The 15,555-nt window shown below is 73.0% G+C and carries 16 protein-coding genes and 1 pseudogene; 7 read left to right on the forward strand and 10 right to left on the reverse strand.

The window, feature by feature from the left end:
* Nucleotides 1-15: 15 nt before the first annotated feature.
* The 3 genes and pseudogenes from JQN83_RS29715 to JQN83_RS29725 all read right to left on the reverse strand — a co-directional run.
* The gene (locus JQN83_RS29715) at nucleotides 16-438 is read right to left on the reverse strand and encodes a globin (RefSeq protein ID WP_208570455.1); all 423 of its coding nucleotides are present in this window, start codon (nucleotides 436-438) and stop codon (nucleotides 16-18) included.
* Nucleotides 439-489: 51 nt separating this feature from the next.
* Nucleotides 490-1,857 (reverse strand): MFS transporter, encoded by a 1,368-nt coding sequence (locus tag JQN83_RS29720; RefSeq protein WP_208570456.1) that lies wholly within the window; start codon nucleotides 1,855-1,857, stop codon nucleotides 490-492.
* 478 nt (nucleotides 1,858-2,335) lie between these two features.
* Nucleotides 2,336-3,379: pseudogene (locus tag JQN83_RS29725) on the reverse strand (mechanosensitive ion channel family protein); the annotation flags it as partial.
* 307 nt (nucleotides 3,380-3,686) lie between these two features.
* On the opposite strand from JQN83_RS29725, the gene JQN83_RS29730 reads away from it, so the two are divergent.
* Complete coding sequence (locus JQN83_RS29730; RefSeq protein WP_208570457.1) at nucleotides 3,687-4,232, forward strand: HNH endonuclease; 546 nt, start codon at nucleotides 3,687-3,689, stop codon at nucleotides 4,230-4,232.
* 18 nt (nucleotides 4,233-4,250) lie between these two features.
* On the opposite strand, the gene JQN83_RS29735 is transcribed toward JQN83_RS29730, so the two are convergent.
* The 3 genes from JQN83_RS29735 to JQN83_RS29745 all read right to left on the reverse strand — a co-directional run bounded on the left by JQN83_RS29735 (nucleotide 4,251) and on the right by JQN83_RS29745 (nucleotide 6,227).
* Nucleotides 4,251-5,096: a class F sortase gene (locus tag JQN83_RS29735; protein ID WP_307799898.1), complete on the reverse strand. Its 846-nt coding sequence runs from the start codon at nucleotides 5,094-5,096 to the stop codon at nucleotides 4,251-4,253.
* A 57-nt stretch (nucleotides 5,097-5,153) separates the two neighbouring features.
* Nucleotides 5,154-5,678, reverse strand: coding sequence for a hypothetical protein (locus tag JQN83_RS29740; protein ID WP_244253482.1), 525 nt, complete (start codon nucleotides 5,676-5,678; stop codon nucleotides 5,154-5,156).
* A gap of 87 nt (nucleotides 5,679-5,765) precedes the next feature.
* Nucleotides 5,766-6,227, reverse strand: a complete 462-nt coding sequence (locus tag JQN83_RS29745) for an Lrp/AsnC family transcriptional regulator (protein ID WP_208570459.1) — start codon at nucleotides 6,225-6,227, stop codon at nucleotides 5,766-5,768.
* Nucleotides 6,228-6,373: 146 nt separating this feature from the next.
* Between JQN83_RS29745 and JQN83_RS29750 the strand changes: the two genes are divergently transcribed.
* Nucleotides 6,374-7,276, forward strand: coding sequence for a tryptophan 2,3-dioxygenase (locus tag JQN83_RS29750; RefSeq protein WP_208570460.1), 903 nt, complete (start codon nucleotides 6,374-6,376; stop codon nucleotides 7,274-7,276).
* A gap of 97 nt (nucleotides 7,277-7,373) precedes the next feature.
* Here JQN83_RS29750 and JQN83_RS29755 read toward each other — a convergent pair whose 3' ends face one another.
* Complete coding sequence (locus JQN83_RS29755; RefSeq protein ID WP_372444176.1) at nucleotides 7,374-8,318, reverse strand: poly(ethylene terephthalate) hydrolase family protein; 945 nt, start codon at nucleotides 8,316-8,318, stop codon at nucleotides 7,374-7,376.
* Nucleotides 8,319-8,707: 389 nt separating this feature from the next.
* Here JQN83_RS29755 and ctaJ point away from each other — a divergent pair, with 389 nt between their 5' ends.
* Both ctaJ and JQN83_RS29765 read left to right on the forward strand, forming a co-directional pair.
* Nucleotides 8,708-9,010 (forward strand): aa3-type cytochrome oxidase subunit CtaJ, encoded by a 303-nt coding sequence (gene ctaJ / locus JQN83_RS29760; protein ID WP_433229041.1) that lies wholly within the window; start codon nucleotides 8,708-8,710, stop codon nucleotides 9,008-9,010.
* The gene (locus JQN83_RS29765) at nucleotides 8,997-9,410 is read left to right on the forward strand and encodes a DUF5130 family protein (protein WP_208570461.1); all 414 of its coding nucleotides are present in this window, start codon (nucleotides 8,997-8,999) and stop codon (nucleotides 9,408-9,410) included. The genes ctaJ and JQN83_RS29765 overlap by 14 nt, the downstream gene beginning before the upstream one ends.
* A gap of 69 nt (nucleotides 9,411-9,479) precedes the next feature.
* On the opposite strand, the gene JQN83_RS29770 is transcribed toward JQN83_RS29765, so the two are convergent.
* Together JQN83_RS29770 and pepN are read right to left on the reverse strand one after the other, a co-directional pair.
* Nucleotides 9,480-9,713 carry a hypothetical protein gene (locus JQN83_RS29770; RefSeq protein WP_244253484.1) on the reverse strand — a complete coding sequence of 78 codons (234 nt, stop codon included), beginning with the start codon at nucleotides 9,711-9,713 and terminating at the stop codon, nucleotides 9,480-9,482.
* An 83-nt stretch (nucleotides 9,714-9,796) separates the two neighbouring features.
* The gene (gene pepN / locus JQN83_RS29775; protein ID WP_208570489.1) at nucleotides 9,797-12,343 is read right to left on the reverse strand and encodes an aminopeptidase N; all 2,547 of its coding nucleotides are present in this window, start codon (nucleotides 12,341-12,343) and stop codon (nucleotides 9,797-9,799) included.
* A gap of 221 nt (nucleotides 12,344-12,564) precedes the next feature.
* On the opposite strand from pepN, the gene JQN83_RS29780 reads away from it, so the two are divergent.
* The 3 genes from JQN83_RS29780 (at nucleotide 12,565) to JQN83_RS29790 (ending at nucleotide 15,134) form a co-directional block, all read left to right on the forward strand.
* Nucleotides 12,565-13,188 carry a mycothiol-dependent nitroreductase Rv2466c family protein gene (locus tag JQN83_RS29780; protein ID WP_208570462.1) on the forward strand — a complete coding sequence of 208 codons (624 nt, stop codon included), beginning with the start codon at nucleotides 12,565-12,567 and terminating at the stop codon, nucleotides 13,186-13,188.
* Nucleotides 13,189-13,311: 123 nt separating this feature from the next.
* A complete protein-coding gene (locus JQN83_RS29785; protein WP_208570463.1) occupies nucleotides 13,312-14,514 on the forward strand; it encodes a DUF1015 family protein in 1,203 nt (400 codons plus the stop codon).
* A 134-nt stretch (nucleotides 14,515-14,648) separates the two neighbouring features.
* Nucleotides 14,649-15,134, forward strand: a complete 486-nt coding sequence (locus JQN83_RS29790) for a ribose-5-phosphate isomerase (RefSeq protein ID WP_208570464.1) — start codon at nucleotides 14,649-14,651, stop codon at nucleotides 15,132-15,134.
* 49 nt (nucleotides 15,135-15,183) lie between these two features.
* On the opposite strand, the gene JQN83_RS29795 is transcribed toward JQN83_RS29790, so the two are convergent.
* Nucleotides 15,184-15,516 (reverse strand): hypothetical protein, encoded by a 333-nt coding sequence (locus tag JQN83_RS29795; RefSeq protein WP_208570465.1) that lies wholly within the window; start codon nucleotides 15,514-15,516, stop codon nucleotides 15,184-15,186.
* Nucleotides 15,517-15,555 lie beyond the last annotated feature (39 nt).

The following is a 15,555-nucleotide window of genomic DNA, read 5'->3' on the forward strand; positions in this document are numbered from 1 at the left end:
CCCGCCCCCGCCGGTTCACCGGGCGGCCGGGTCCTCCATCACGTTGACCATGAAGTAGGCCGACCGCTCCAGGTAGTCCCAGAGCGTGGCGGCGAGCTCCGGTGGCAGCGCCAACTCGTCCACCGCCCGGCGCATGTGGCTCAGCCACGCGTCCCGCTCGGCCGCGCCGATCCGGAACGGTGCGTGCCGCATCCGCAGCCGGGGATGCCCCCGCTGGGCGGAGTAGGTGTTCGGGCCGCCCCAGTACTGCATCAGGAACAGGGTCATCCGCTCGGCAGCCGGCCCGAGGTCGCCCTCCGGGTACATGGGACGCAGCAGCGGGTCGGCGGCGATACCGGCATAGAACCTGTCGACCAGCCTGCGGAAGGTGGGCTCGCCACCGACCGCGTCGAAGAGGGTCGTCGGCGGAACGGGCCGGGATTCGCCTGCGGAGGTCACCCTCTCATCCTGCCAGGTGTGCCGGTGCCACGGCCGCCGCCCGCCGGCCGATCACGTCACAGCGTGCCGTTGGGGGGCCCGCTCCCCGGGCCGTGTCGCCGTGCTGTCGGGTCGGTCCTCGGCGGGCCTGCCGGTGCCGGCGTTGGCCCGGTCGGCGGCGTTCACGGCGGCGTCGACCGTCGTGCGGTCCGGCCAGTGCAACGCGGTGAACAGCATCAGCACCACCCCGGCGGCGCTCCACACCCCGACCACCACCGGCACCGAGAAACGGTCGGCGAGCAGGCCGGTGGCGAGCACCGCACCGCCCTGGATCACCTGGATCCCGGTCGCCATCACGCCGAACGCGCGGGCCCGGTAGCCGTTGGGCAGGGCCCGCACGAACAGACCGTTCGCGGTCGGGATCAACCCGGCGACTGCGAAGCCGCAGGCCGCCGCGAGCAGGGCGACCACCACCGGCGGAGGATTCAGCAGGGCCGGCACCAGCGCCAACGGGGCCAGCACCGCCAGCGGGCGCATCAGGGCGAGCCGGCCGCCGGGTGACACCAACCGCCCCACCAGCAACCCGCCGACGATGTAGCCGACCGGGTTGGCCGCCATGATGACGGCCTGGGCGGCACCGGAGTTCAGGCCGTTGCCGGAGCGCTCCCCGGCCCAGGCCGCGGCCAGTCCCTCCGGCACGATCGAGAAGAGCATCGCGCTGAACACCAGCAGGCTGATCGCCCGCAGGACGGGCGTGCCGAACACGATCCGGAAGCCCTCACCGGTCTCCCGCAGCAGATGGGTCCGGTGGGCCGCGCTCAGTGCGGGCTCACGGTCCCGTACGCCGAACTGGACGATCAGGGCCGACAGCCCGAACGTGGCCGCGTTGAGCAGCAGCGCCGCTGTCGGACTGACCGCGGCGACCGCCGCGCCGGCCAGGTAACCGACCACCTGCGCGGCCTGGCCGGCGCTGGCGTTGAGCGACAGCCCGAGCACCAGCCGGTCGCCGGTGAGGATCGCCGGTAGCAGCGCCGACCGGGCCGCCTGGCCGGGTGGGTTGGCCAGGGTGGCGGCGAAGAGCAGGGCCAGGATCGCCCAGACCGGCAGACCGGGCAGCACGATCAGGGCGGTCAGCACCATCCGGATCACGTCGCAGGTCACCATCACCTGCCGGTGCCGGTAGCGTTCGGCGAGGGCGGCGAGCAGCGGACCACCGACCAGCCAGGGCAGGTAGCTGACCGCGAACGCGGCGGCGGAGAGGGCGACTGACCGGCTCTCCTGGTAGACCAGCACGGTGACCGCGGCCTTGGCGACGTAGTCGCCGACCCAGGACAGGATGCTGGCGGTGAAGACCGCTCGGAACTCGGCCCGCCCGAACACCTCACGGAAGGTGGCCGGTTGGTCCGGGGCCGGTCGATCGTCGGACACCGTCGCCTCCATCGGGCCCCGGCACCGGCCACTTGTGATGGCCCGGCGGGGCCCCGTCGTCAGATTCGCGGATCAGCGATGACGTGATCACGCTCCCGGGAACGCGTGCACCGGATTCTGCCCGATCGTCTGACAACTGACTAGGGCGAACGGATTGATCGTCGCATCCCCGACTGAACGAACGGACGATACCCGAGGGGCCGGCCGGTAGGCGAGCCCCGACTTTCGGGCCGGTGTGCACGGTGGTGCCAACCGGGTGGAGGTGTGTCCACCAGGGGCGGAGCCCACGATCCGCCCCGTCGGGCAGATGCCGCGAGACCTGCCCGACCGGTCGACCGGCACTGTGGACCCCGACCCCGACCCTGATCCGGTCCGGGCCCGCCGGACGGCTTCCCGGTGGTCGTCAGGTCCGGTCGCCGGACCCGGTGCCGCCGGACCCGGTCGGACCGGTGGTGGTGGGTGCTGCCGGGCCGGTGCCGGCCGGGCCGGAGCCGGCGGGGGTCGCCGGGAAGGTGGTCGTGCCCATCGGGGGCAGTCCCGGATAGAGCCGGGCGGCGGCGATCCGCGCGGTGATGCCCGAGTTCTCCAGCGCCTCGGCGAGTCGGCGGCGCAACTCCCGGCCCACCGCGAACTGTCCCTCCGCAGTGGTCTTGACCACCGTACGGAGCACCGCACCGTCGACCGTGACCTGTTCCACCCCGAGCACCTCGGGCGGCTCGACGATCTCCGGGGCCAGGTCCGGGTCCATCGCGACCGAGGCGGCGGCCGTGCGCAGGACCGCGTTGGCCTCCTCGGTGCCGGCGAACCCGATCGGCAGGTCGATCACGACCAGCGCCCAGCCCTGACTCTTGTTGCCCACCCGGATGATCTCGCCGTTGCGGATGTACCAGAGCACCCCGCGCCCGTCGCGGACCGTGGTGACCCGCAGCCCCACCGACTCGACCACCCCGGTCGCCTCGCCCAGGTCGACCGTGTCACCGACGCCGTACTGGTCCTCGATGAGCATGAACAGCCCGGCGATCAGGTCCTTCACCAGACTCTGCGCGCCGAAGCCGAGGGCCACCCCGGCGATGCCGGCGCTGGCCAGCAGTGGGGCCAGGTCGAAGCTGAACTCGCGCAGGATCATCAGCAGGGCGATGCCGAAGACGAAGGCGGTGACCATGCTGCGCAGCACCGAACCGATGGCCTCGGCCCGTTGGCGACGCCGCTCGGGGACGAACTCGGTCGGATCGAGCGCGGCCGTCGGCACCCGCTCCCGCAGGGGACGCAGCAACGTGGGCACCGACCCGTGCGCGGTGGTACGGACCAGCCGGTCGATCGTCCGGTGCAGCGCCCAGCGGGCCACGAACGCCAGCAGCAGGATCAGCACCACCCGCAGCGGCTTGAGCAGGATCCAGTAGCTGCCCTCGGCGAACCAGGCCGACCCGGTCAGCCGGTACAGGTATTCGCAGGAGGTGCTGCCCAGACAGTCGGCACCCGAGCCGCTCCCGGCCCCCGGGCTGCCACTCGGCGTCGGGGTCGGTGCGGCGGACAGGACGACGGTCGACAGGCTGAGGGCGCTCACCCTGTCTTAGTACCGCAGCGGGTGCGGCGGCTGACGGCCGGCCCACCGGGGAGTCCCGGCCCATGATCGTACGACGTCGAACCGGACATCTTCCTACACCGTGCGGAGGGTTCCGCGGGTACCCCGGATTAGTGCGTGCATTACGGGGTCCGATCAGGGACGATTGGCGTCAACGGACGACGGTGATCCCGCCGGAGTCGGTCGTGGCCCTCGGCTGCCCGGGGGGTCGACCGGCGCAGCCAGCGGTGGGAGCGGCTGGACCGGGAGGGTGAGCACGATGCCTGACATACGACCCACGGTGGGCTCCGGCGCGCTGGTTCTCAACGCCACCTACGAGCCGCTGTGCGTCGTGTCCGTGCGTCGGGCCGCGATCCTGGTGCTCACCGCCAAGGCTGTCTGTGTCGCCGACGGCGACGGCATCCTGCACAGCGCCCACGACGCGTTACCGGTCCCCTCGGTGGTGCGGCTGACCCGTTTCGTCCGGGTGCCCTACCGCACCCACGTCGGGCTGTCCCGCCGGGCCATCTTCGCCCGCGACGGTGGCCGATGTGCCTACTGCCGGGGGCCGGCCGAGACCATCGACCACGTCTTCCCGCGCAGCCGGGGTGGTCGGCATGCGTGGGAGAACGTGGTCGCCGCGTGCGCCCGGTGCAACCACACCAAGGGCGACAAGACCCCCGCCGAGCTGGGCTGGCGGCTGCACAGCCTGCCGGCGGCACCGAAGGGCAACGCCTGGCGGGTGCTCGGCCACCGCGCGCCGGACCCCCGCTGGGCGGACTGGCTGGACCTGCGCGACCCGCTGCGCGAGGCCGAGGCCGCCTGACCGGGGTTGCCCGACCGGTCAGTGGGCCCGGACCAGGGTGGCGTAGACCACGACGTTGTCGGCGTAGCCCGTCGCGCCGCCGACCCAGCGGCCACCGCAGGTGATCAACCGCAGGTTGGGGCGGCTGAAGTCGCCGAATATCTGGTCGGTCGGCAACCGCTCCTTGCCGTACCGCTGCACCTCGTCGACCGTGAAGACGGCCACCTGACGGTCGGCGCGGGTCACCTCGATCTCGTCACCGTCGCGTAGTTCCTTCAACCCGTGGAAGACCGCCGGCCCGGTGGTGGTGTCCACGTGCCCGACGATCACCGCCGGGCCGTACTGGCCGGGGGTGGGGCCCTGGTCGTACCAGCCGGCCTCCTGGGCGCGGGTGGCGTCCGGGACGGCGATGCTGCCGTCCGGGGCGATGCCGACCTGGTGCACGGGGGCGCGCAGGTCGAGCCGGGAGATGGCGATCTGCGTCGGAGGGCTCCCCGACAGCACGGGGAACTTCTTCGGTGGTGGACGCAGGCCGGCGATGAACCGGTCCGGCAGGACGCTCAGCCCGGTGACCCGTTCCACCCCGAGCATCGTCACGATCAGCAGCATCACGGCGGCGATCGCCAGCACCGGAAGGCCCGGCCCGGTGCCGGCGAACCGGCCGCCGAACGCCGGTTGCCGGGGCACCGGGCGTACCGGACGGGCCTGGGTGACCGGGTCGGCGGTGGTCACGCTGGCGGAGAACGCCTGCCCGGCCACCCGGCGGAAGCGGACGGTCACCCGGCGGAGGCGGCGTGCGGTCCGGCGGGCGCGGGCGGCGACCCGGCCGGCGGCCCGGCGGCAGCGGGCGGCGGCCCGCCCGGTCCGTTGGGCCGCCGCCCGTATCCGGTTGCCGCCCGGCCGGGGCCGACGGTGACGGGTACGGGCCATGGCGGCGGGCGGTCAGGAACCCGGCCGGGTCCGCCGACGGTTGCCGCCGAAGACACCGAGCCCGGCGACCACGGCGACCACGGCCAGCCCGCCGACCAGCAGCAGCGAACCGGCACCCCGGTCGCCCGCCATGCCACCGCCGCCGGTCGCCGGACCCTTGCTCGGCTGCGCCATGTTCAGCACGGTCAGCATGGTGGAGGCGGTGTTGCCGTTGGCGCAGCGCAGGTCGACCGGGTAGTCGCCGGCCTGCTTGTTGCCCGGGATGGTGACCGCACCGGTGAGGAACCCGTTGCCGGGGCGCAGCACCACCCGCCCGAAGGCGTCCGAGTGCACGGTGGCCTGCTGGTTGTTGGCGTTGTCGCAGTTGGCCCGGACGGTGACCCGGGTGCCGGCCTGCGCGCTGTTCGGCGTGACCTCGACGAAGGTGTTCTCGCCGGCCCGCGCCGCTGGGGCCGCCATCAGGACGAATGCCCCGACCAGGGCGAACATCGTGATTACGGCGTGGATGGCACGACGGTGCAGAGTGAGCCCCCGCATGATTCCCCCCTCCCGGCGACGATTCGCCGGAATCCTGCGACGGGTGTGCGGACCTGCATTCCCGCTGGCCCGGGGGCAAACCCGGACTCAGGCCCGCCCGGGGGCGGGGGTGGGCGGCAGCGGGGTGACCGGATGCCACTGCAACGGGCTGGACAGCACCATCGTGCTGGAGGGCTGCCCGTACGGGGCGAGTCGGTCGATGACCGCCTCGAACTGCCCGATCGAACCGGCGGCGACCTTGAGCACGCTGCACGCGTCCCCGGTGATCCGGTGGATCTCCTGGATCTCCGGCCAGTCGACGACCTGCGGGTCGTGCAGGATGCAGCGCGAGCCGTAACAGGACATCCGGATCAGCGCCACCACCGGTCGGCCGGCGCGGGCCAGGTCGACGTGGGCGTGGTAGCCGGTGATCACCCCGGACTCCTCCAGTCGCCGGACCCGCTCGGCGACCGCAGGTGGGGACAGGTGCACCCGCCGAGACAACTCGCTGTACGACAGCCGTGCGTCGGCCTGCAACTCGCGCAGCAGGGCCCAGTCCATCTCGTCCACGCACCGACCTTATCTTCGGCAGGCTGATCCGCCGAAGTGCCTTTCGTTCGTGAAGTGAGAGTCGCCCAGCGCCGTCGAAGCGGCATTCCACCACCCCGGCCCGTCGGGAGATCATGTCGGACAAGGCATCCGGAGGAGGCGAGACGGTGGAACAGACGGACCTGCGGGCGCGCGCCACCACCCCGGCGGTGCGCCCGGTCACCCCGCAGCAGCGCAGCGCCCGGGCCGCCCGCAACGGCGGCGAACCCACCCTGGAGTTCGCCGACCGGGTGCCCTACGACGCGTACGTGCACGCCAGCACCCTGCACACCCTCCAGCAGCCGCTGAGCAGCGACCCGGGGGAGATGTCCTTCCTGATGGTCAGCCAGATCATGGAGCTGTACTTCGGGCTGACCTGCCACGAGCTGCGCCAGGCCCGGGACGACCTGCGGGCCGACCGGGTCTGGCCGGCGCTCGCCCCGCTGCGCCGCGCCGCCCTGCACCTGGAAGGGCTCAACGCCGCCTGGCGCGGGCTGCGCTGGATGACCCCGGCCGACTTCAACCGGTTCCGCAACCTGCTCGGTGAGGGCTCCGGTTTCCAGTCCGCGATGTACCGCCAGCTGGAGTTCCTGCTCGGGCTGCGCGAACCGGCGCTGATCCGCCCCTTCCGCCGGCAGACCCAGGTCTACGACGAGCTGCACGCCGCGCTGGCCGAGCCGAGCCTCTGGGACGAGGTGGTCGCCCTGCTCGGCCGGCACGGTCACGACCTGCCCGCCGAGCTGCTCGACCGGGACGTCGCCGTCGAACACCTGCCGCATCCCCGGGTCGAGGCGGCCTGGGTGGCGGTCTACGACGACGACGGCCCGGACAACCACCTGCGGCAGCTCGGCGACGCGCTGGCCGACGTGGCCGAGCAGTTCGGCGACTGGCGCTGGAACCACGTCAAGGCCGTGCAGCGCACCATGGGTGCCAAGGTGGGCAGCGGCGGGTCGGCCGGGCTGGCCTGGTTGCAGCGCAGCATGTCCCGGGTGGTCTTCCCCGAACTGTGGTCGGCCCGCACCGCGATGTGACCCCGGCGGCCCGCGCCCGCGGCGCACCACGGCACCGCGTCCGGTCCACGGGCCGGCCCCGCCGCCGGGCGGGGCGACGGGACCGGCCGGTGTGCGGTCAGGAGTGCGGGCAGGTGTCCCGGTACTCCTGGATCGCGCTGCCCCGGGGCGCCGGGCAGAGGAACTGCTCGTAGCGGGTGTCGTCGTCGACGAACCGCTTCAGCCAGGAGATGCTGTACTTCGCCACGGTGACGTTGGGCGAGGTCGGCGCGGAGTGACCGGCCGCGTTCAACTCCAGGTACGCCTTGTCCAGGCTCGCCGGCAGGCTGGTGTAGAACGGCTCCGAGTGCGAGGCCACCGGGGCGGTCGAGTCGTTCTCCGCGCCGATCACCAGCGTCGGCACCCGCACCGACGACCAGTTCTTGACCGTGTGCCAGCCGGTGAGCGGGATGGCGGCCTGCAACGCGGGCCGGGTGTTCGCCGCCGACAGGCTGCCGCCGCCGCCCATCGAGTGCCCCATCACCGCGAGCCGGGTGCGGTCGATCCGGGTCCGCACCGCGCTGCTGCCGGTCAGGTAGTCCAACGCGGCGAGCAGCTGGGTGCCCCGGGAGGCCGGCTGGTCGTACACGGAGAGGGTGTCGATGGTGATCACCACGAAGCCCTGCGAGGCCAGCCGGGGGCCGAGCCAGGCGACGCTGGACTGGCTGGCGGTGTAACCGGGGGAGATCGCCACCGCGCCGAAGGTGCCCTCGGCGGTGCTGGTCGGGTAGTAGATCGTGCCACCCCGGAACCCGCTCACGGCGGACGCCGCGACGGTGCTCTGGGCGATGGCGAACGGGCCCCGGGTGGCCTCGATGCTGGCCGTCGTCGGGGCGGGGCCCCGCTCGTAGGGGCTGGCGGCGACCGCTGCGACCGTCCGGCCGTCGGCGGGTGCGGCGGTCGCGGCGGGTGCGGCGACCGCGCTGCCGCCGACCAGGGCGAGCGCGAGCAGCGGGCGGGTGACCAGTCGGGGCCAGGGCCGACGGGACGGGGGCCGGGTGGGGTGGGGGTGGAGGGCGGGCACGGGTTGCACGGGGGCTCCTGCGGGTGGGCGGACCGGAATCGATCGAAAACGTCCGATCGGTACGGGCCATCCTCCGGGTCCCGGCACCGAGACCGGCAATCCCGGCCGGGTCATGTCAGACGGAATATGGGGCGCACGCCACACCCGTGCCGGTCGTGTCGTCCCGGCCCGATCGGGTGCCGAACCGGCAGGATGGGACCGGTTCGACCCGACTCGTCGCCACCGCGGGGCCGCTGGAACACTGGAGTGACAGATGGGATCGGCACCCCGCAGGCTCGCGGGGCGTCGGCTCCGCTAACGTGAATGGCAGCGGAGTCGGGAGCCTGTCGTCACGATCGTCCACCCGACCCGGAAGCTCTGGTCTCTCTTACCGCCTGGGGGCGTTGGGATTGTCTGTCACTGACACGTTGCTGATCTTCGTCGGCATCCCGGCGGCGGTGGTGCTGGTGATCGTCGGGCTGGTCTTCGCCGCCAACCACGGCAGCGCCGGCGGCGCCAAGCGTTACCGGCCGGGCCGACGCTTCGACTTCACGCCGGTCTGGTTCCTGGGCCGCCCGGAGCAGCTGGCCGACTCGGCCGGCACCGCCCTGGCCGCCGGCGCCCAGGCGCCGGCGCTGACCAGCCACAAGCAGCAGCAGGCCGGCATCGAGGCGCCGGCAGGTGGAACCGGAGGCGCAAGTGACCGTTGGTGAGCAGGTCGACCAGGCCGGTACGGGCACCCCGCCCGAGGTGCTGGACGGGCCGTTCTCGACCCGGCAACTGCTGCGCATCGACGAGGCGCTGCGCCTGGCCGACCACGGCAGCGGCCTGGTCTTCTCGGTCTATGTCGGAGGTCTCGACGAGCCGGTCCGGGAGCACGCCGAGCGGCTGCACCGGCAGCTCGCCGAGCCGGACAAGTCGGTGCTGATCGCCGTGTCGCCCAACCAGCGCCAGCTGGAGGTCGTCACCGGCCGGTACGCCCGCAAGCGCATCCCCGACACGTACGTCAAGCTGGCCGCGCTGTCCATGGTGGCGTCCTTCGGCGGCGGTGACCTGGCCGGCGGCATCATCCAGGGCCTCGACCAGCTCGCCAGCCACGCCGGTCGGGCCTGAGCCCCACCGCACGTCCCGAACAGTCCGGAGCCCGGCCCGCACCACGCGGACCGGGCTCCGTCGCATCCGTCACACCCGTCGGGGCCCGATCTCGCGGATCACCCGCCAGCCGGCCGGCGCGTTCTGCCGCAACGCCATCCGGATGTCGTCCGCAAGCTCGTGATGGTACGGGCCGGCCGGAGGGGTCCCGTGCAGACTCCCGTCGACGATCTCGTAGCGGTTCCCGTCCTCGGGCAGCTCACCCAGGTCCTGTTCGCGCCAGTCCCGCCCGGGTGGCCGCCACTCGTACGTCGGCTGTGCCATCGCTCACCTCCTCGGCCCACGGTAACGGCCCGGGGCCGGCGTGGGCTCGCACCCGCGCCGGCCCCGGGCCGTGCCGTTCCGCGTCAGCTGCTGCGGGCGTCCCGCGCGCGGGCCTTCAGCGCCCGGACCACCCCGTCGCGCCCCTCGGCCACCAACCGGCGCAGCGACGCCGGGTGGCCGTCGCCGGCCAGCCACGCGTCGGTGGCCGCCACCGTCTCCTCCTCGACCAGGTACGCCGGGTACGCCAGCTGCACGAACTCCTGCGCCGGCTCGCTGTCGCGCTGCGCCCACACCTGCGCCACCGTGGCGAAGTACCGCTCCCGGTACGGCGCGACCAGCGCGACCTGCGCCGGGTGGGTCAACCCCTGCAACAGCGCCCGGTTACGCCAGTTCGGCAGCGCGTCCGGGCCGGTCAGCAGGGACCACACCGTCGCCTTGTTCGCCTCGGTCGGCACCAGCGCGTGCGCGTACGCGGCCTCCCGCTCACCGGAGGCCGTCCGGTCGCCGGCCAGTTCCGCCTCGATCTCGGCGGTGCCGGCCGCCCCGTTGGCCACCAGCGACTGCAGGATCGTCCAGCGCAGCTCGGTGTCGACGGTCAGACCGGTGGGCACGTCGGTGCCGGTCAGCCAGCCGCGCAGCGTCGCCAGGTCCTCGTCGGCGCGGGCCGCCGAGGCGTACGCGCGGGCCCAGGCGAGCTGGAATCCGCTGCCCGGCTCGGCCGCCGCCAGCGCGTCCTTCGCGGCCCGGGACAGCCCGGCCCAGCCGGTCGGTGCCCACGCCGGGTCGGCGTAGAAGATCAGCGCCGTGCTGGCCTGCCGCAGGGTGGCGGTGACCAGGTTGATGTCGGTCTCGGCAGGCAGCCCGGCCAGCACCAGCGCCACGTAGTCGCGGGCGGACAGCTCGGCGTCGCGGACCATGTCCCAGGCGGCCGTCCAGCACAGCGCCCGGGCCAGCGACGAGTCGAAGCCGGCGATGTGCTGCACCACCGTCGCCATCGACCGCTCGTCGAGGCGCAGCTTGGTGTAGGTCAGGTCATCGTCGTTGAGCAGCAGCACGTCGGCGGCCGGGCGGCCGTGCAGCACCGACAGGTCGGTCGCCTCGCCGGTGACGTCGACCTCGACCCGTTCCCGGCGGACCAGCCGGCCCTCGGTCAGGTCGTACAGGCCCACCCCGATCCGGTGGGTACGCAGCGTCGGGTGGCCGGCCGGTGCCTCCTGCCGGACCAGCACCCGCTCGTAGCCGCCGTCGGCGTCGATGGTCACCTCGGGGCGCAGGGTGTTGACCTGGGCGGTCTCCAGCCACTGGGCGGCGAACTTGCGCAGCTCCCGGCCGGAGGCCGTCTCCAGCTCCGAGAGCAGGTCGTCGAAGGTGGCGTTGCCCCAGGCGTGCTTGGCGAAGTAGGCCCGCAGCCCGGCCAGGAACGGCTCCTCACCGACGTACGCCACGAGCTGCTTGAGCACGCTGGCGCCCTTGGCGTACGTGATGCCGTCGAAGTTGACCTCGACGGCCTCCAGGTCGGGCATCTCGCAGTAGACCGGGTGGGTGGAGGAGAGCTGGTCCTGCCGGTAACCCCAGTTCTTGCGGATCGACAGGAAGGTCGTCCACGCCTCGGAGAACCGGGTGGCGTGGGTGTTGCACCAGTGGCTGGCCCACTCGGCGAACGACTCGTTGAGCCACAGGTCGTTCCACCAGCGCATGGTGACCAGGTCACCGAACCACATGTGGGCCAGCTCGTGCAGGATCGTGTTGGCCCGCTGCTCGTACTCGAAGTCGGTGACCTGCGAGCGGAACAGGTAGTGCGACTCGGCGTGGGTGACGCAGCCGAAGTTCTCCATCGCGCCGGCGTTGAAGTCGGGCACCCAGAGCTGGTCGTACTTGGGCAGCGGGTAGCGCACCCCGAACTGCTCGTGGAAGAAGTCGAAGCCCTGCTTGGTGATCAGGAACAGGTCGTCGGCCTCCAGGTGGGGGGCCATCGACGCCCGGCAGAAGACCCCCAGGTCGATGCCGTCGTGGCTGTCGCGCACCTCGTGGTACGGCCCGGCGCACAGCGCGGTGACATAGGTGCTCATCCGCGCCGAGGTGGTGAAGTGGACGGTCTTGAGCCCCTCGCCGGCCGGTTCCTCCCGCTCGACGGGCATGTTGGACACCACCCGCCAGTGCGCCGGGACGGTGGCGTGCCAGGTGTAGACGCTCTTCAGGTCGGGCTGGTCGAAGCAGGCGAAGACCTTCTGCGCGTCGGCCGTCTCGAACTGGCTGTAGAGGTAGGTCTCGCCGTCGACCGGGTCGACCGTGCGGTGCAGGCCCTGCCCACTGTTGGAGTAGCCGAAGTCGGCCTCCACCACGAGCACGTTCTCGGCGGCCAGCCCGGTCAGCGCCAGGCCCTTCTCGGCCGACCAGCCGGCGAGGTCCACCGGTTCGCCGTTGAGCGTGGCCGCGTGCACCGCCTCGGCGGCGGTCTCGATGAAGGTGCCGGCGCCGGGTTCGGCGCAGCGGAACCTGACCTCGGTCACCGACCGGAAGGTGCGGCCCTCGGCCTGCACCGCGGTGGACAGGTCGAGGTTGATGTCGTACCCGGTGACCTCCAGCAGGCGGGCCCGCTCGGTGGCCTCGACCTGGGTCAGGTTGCGCACTCCTGGCACTTTCGTCTCCATCCCACTCTCGCCGCCTTCCGGCTGCGCCAGCCCCTGCCGGCCGCTCGTGGCGGCGACCCGAGCCGAGTCTTCCATGCACCGACCCTGCGGTGGTCGACGTCACGCTCTCATTCCGCTACCGATCGATGCCGTTCGGGGTGAGGATCGAATCAGCCGCGTCGGGTCCGCCGACGTGCCTGATGTCACGAAGGGACTCCACCGTGACCGAACGTGTCGCCGTCGACATGTGGTTCGACCCGCTGTGCCCGTGGGCCTGGATCACCTCCCGTTGGCTCCTGGAGGTCGAACAGGTCCGGGAGGTGGACATCAGCTACCACGTGATGAGCCTGTCCGTGCTCAACGAGGGCCGGGAACTGCCCGAGCAGTACCAGGAGATGATGAAGCTGGGTTGGGGGCCGGTGCGGGTCTGCATCGCCGTGGAGCAGGCGCACGGCGGCGCGACGCTGGCGAAGCTCTACACCGCGATGGGCACCCGGATCCACCTCGGCAAGGAGTCGCTCGGCCGGGAGATGATCACCGCGGCGCTCGCCGACGTCGGGCTGGACCCGTCGTTCGCCGACGCCGCCGACTCCACCGAGTACGACGAGGCGCTGCGGGCCAGCCACGAGGCCGGGATGCGGCCGGTCGGCACCGACGTCGGCACCCCCGTGGTGCACGCCCCCGGCCCGGACGGCGAGAAGATCGCCTTCTTCGGCCCGGTCATCACCCCGTCGCCGAAGGGGGAGGCCGCCGGTCGGCTCTGGGACGGCGTACTGCTGGTCGCCGGCACCCCCGGCTTCTACGAGCTGAAGCGGTCCCGCGAGCTGGGCCCGATCTTCGACTGATCCCCACCCCGGTCGGGTCCCGGTCCGGTCGGGCCGGGACCCGACCCGGGGGACGGTTCATCTGGTGGACCCGGCGCGGGGTCGGCGTCGCCTGGGCCGTCGTCGCCGGTAGCGTCAACCCCCATGACGGTCGTACATCCGATCGCCCGGGCCTGGATCACCACTGGCGGCACCGGCGCGCAGAACTACGACGAGTTCGCCGACGACGCGGAGATCACCGCGATCATCGAGGCGAACCCGCACAGTGCCCTCGGCATCGAGATGCCCCACCGGGCGCCGGAGAGCCTGGGGAAGTCCTTCCTCGACGCGCTCGGCGACGCGGTGTCCCGGCTCACCGAGGCCAAGGACGACGGCAGCTACACCCCGGCCGAGCAGGTGGTGGTCCTCTACCGGATCAGCGCCCCGGGGGAGGAGTCGGCGTACGGGCTGTTCGCCATGGTCGACACCGACCAGATCTCCACCAGCGCCGACGAGCCCGGCCTGGTGATCCGCAACGAGGACGTGTTCATCGCCAAGGTGCGGGAGCGGGTCGCCCTGGCCGAGGCGCTGGGGCACCTGCTGTCCCCCGTACTCCTACTCCAGACCGGGCGCGGTGACGAGCTGCACGCCGCGCTCGCGGCGGCCACCGACCAGGCCGGGGTGCCGGCCGCCAGCGACACCGACCAGGCCGGCCGCACGCACGCCATCTGGCTGGTCGGCCCCGGCCCGGAGCAGGACGCGCTGACCGCGCTGGCCGGCGGCGGCGAGCTGGTGGTCGCCGACGGCAACCACCGCAGCCTGGCCGCGCAGACCGGCGGCTTCCCGCGCTTCCTCGCGGTGGTCACCACCCCGGCGTCGGTTGCCATCCAGCCCTACAACCGGCTGGTCAGCGAGCTGCCCTGCACCCCCGACGAGCTGCTCGACCGGCTGCGCGCCGCCGGGGCGCAGCTCGCCCCGGTCGACGGCCCGGTCGAGGTCCCGGCGGCCGGCGGCACCGTGCACCTCCGCCTCGCCGGCCAGGGGTACGCGGTGACCCTGCCGCACGACGCGGACGCCGCCCGGCTGGAGAACCTCGACCACGCCCTGGTGGAGCGGCTGCTGCTGCGCGACGCCCTCGGCCTCGACCCGGGCGACAAGCGGATCACCTATGTCGGCGGCGACTACCCGGCGAGCTGGCTCACCGGCGAGGTCGACGCCGGCCGGGCGGAGCTCGCCGTCCTGATCGCCCCGGTGACCGTGGACGACTTCGTCGCGGTGAACCTGGCCCGGGAGAAGATGCCCCGCAAGAGCACCTGGTTCACCCCGAAGGCACGCGGCGGTCTGGTCGTCGCCGAGCTGCCCCGCTGATCCCGGCCCGCTGCTGATCGTGGCCCCGGCGGTGGTCGCCGTCCCGGCGTACCCCCGCTCCCGGTTGTGACGAATTCGCCCCGGCACGCCGCCCCCACGGCGGGCCGGGGCGCGGCCCTGACAGACTGCCCGGTATGCGCGTCTACCTGGGATCCGATCACGCCGGTTTCGAGTTGAAGGTGCACCTGGCCAATCATCTGGCCAAGCAGGGCTACGAGCTGGTCGACGTCGGCCCGCACGCCTTCGACCCCGACGACGACTACCCGACCTTCTGCCTGCACACCGGCGACCGGGTGGTGGCCGACCCGGGCAGCCTGGGTGTGGTCATCGGCGGCTCCGGCAACGGCGAGCAGATCGCCGCCAACAAGGTCGCCGGCATCCGGGCGGCGCTGGCCTGGAGCGTCGAGACCGCCCAGCTCGGCCGGCAGCACAACGACGCCAACGTGGTGGCCGTCGGCGCCCGCCAGCACACCCTGGACGAGGCCGCCGCCATCGTCGAGGCGTTCCTCACCACCCCGTTCTCGGGCAACGAGCGGCACGCCCGGCGGATCGCCCAGGTGGCCGAGTACGAGCGCACCCACGAGCTGCCCGAGCTGCCCGCCCCCGCCGAGCTGCCCTGACCCCCGCCCCGTCCTGACCTCTCGACCGGGCCGGCCGCCGCCGGCCCGGTCACCGGCCCGAGCGGGGCAACTCCTCCCGGGGCACCCAGTTCCGTCGGATGATCACCAGTCGTTCCTCGGCCTCGGCCAGATCCTGCTCGGTGGGGCGGGCGGCGTCCCGGGCCCGCAGCGCGGAACCCACCCCGACCTGGGACGAGCCGGAACCGACCAGCCCGCGCAGCCCCCGCTCGCTGTCCTCCGCCCCCGGGCCACCGCGCCGGGGCCGGGGGGCCGGTGTCCCGTCGTGCACCGGTGCCGTCGCCGCCGTCGGAAGCTCACCGCCACCGTCCGTCGCCTCCGGCTGGTGCCGTAACCGGCGTCGCCGCCGCTCCGCATCCGCCATCTCCCGACCGTACCGTCCGGCAGGCCCCCGGGCCGGGCC

The sequence above is a fragment of the Micromonospora antibiotica genome (assembly GCF_017599305.1).
Classification (GTDB): Bacteria; Actinomycetota; Actinomycetes; order Mycobacteriales; family Micromonosporaceae; genus Micromonospora; species Micromonospora antibiotica.